The following is a 584-nucleotide window of genomic DNA, read 5'->3' as shown; positions in this document are numbered from 1 at the left end:
AGCTGGTCGTAGGCGGCGACCGACGGCAGCGGCCGGCTGTCGACGGGCAGGGTGGCGAGGCGCTTCGCGGTCAGCGAGGTCACCTGCGGTGCTGTCCTGTCGACCGACGGCGCGGCCAGTTCGGCGTCGGTGTCGGCCTGGGCCGCCCGGCGGGCCTCGACGGCGACCGCGTCCGCGGTCAGCGCGCCGGCGGTCAGCGCCGAGGCGATCCCGGCGACGACATGCTCGTGGGCCATCGTCCGGTGCAGCAGTAGCACCTCGACCAGGGCGCGGGTGCCGGCCGCGTCGCCGTGGGCGGCGCGGGCGGCCTTCCACCAGGCGTCATGGACCGGAGTGAACCGGCCTGCCGCGCGGGCCTGCTCAAGTGCAGAGGCCCCCGGCAGTGCGCCGGGCTTGCGCACCAGCGCCTCCAGGTAATGATCAAGATCGAGGCTGTCCTGCCCCTTGGCGATCAACCGGGGATGACGAGCCACCAGGGTCCGGCCGTCGTAGATCTCCAGCTCGGACGCCGACAGAAGGACCCTCACCTGCCGGCCGATGAGGCGGACCGGCACCGAGTAGCGGTTCATCCGGACCGTCACCAG

The 584-nt window shown here is 73.3% G+C and carries 1 protein-coding gene; it reads right to left on the bottom strand.

Annotated features, from left to right (window positions below):
- The coding region (locus AB1460_RS38190; protein WP_420497475.1) for a Mu transposase domain-containing protein at positions 1 to 584 on the bottom strand (584 nt) is incomplete at both ends.

It is taken from the genome of Parafrankia sp. FMc2 (assembly GCF_041008525.1).
Lineage (GTDB): Bacteria > Actinomycetota > Actinomycetes > Frankiales > Frankiaceae > Parafrankia.
This window is presented reverse-complemented; position numbering and strand designations above follow the sequence as displayed.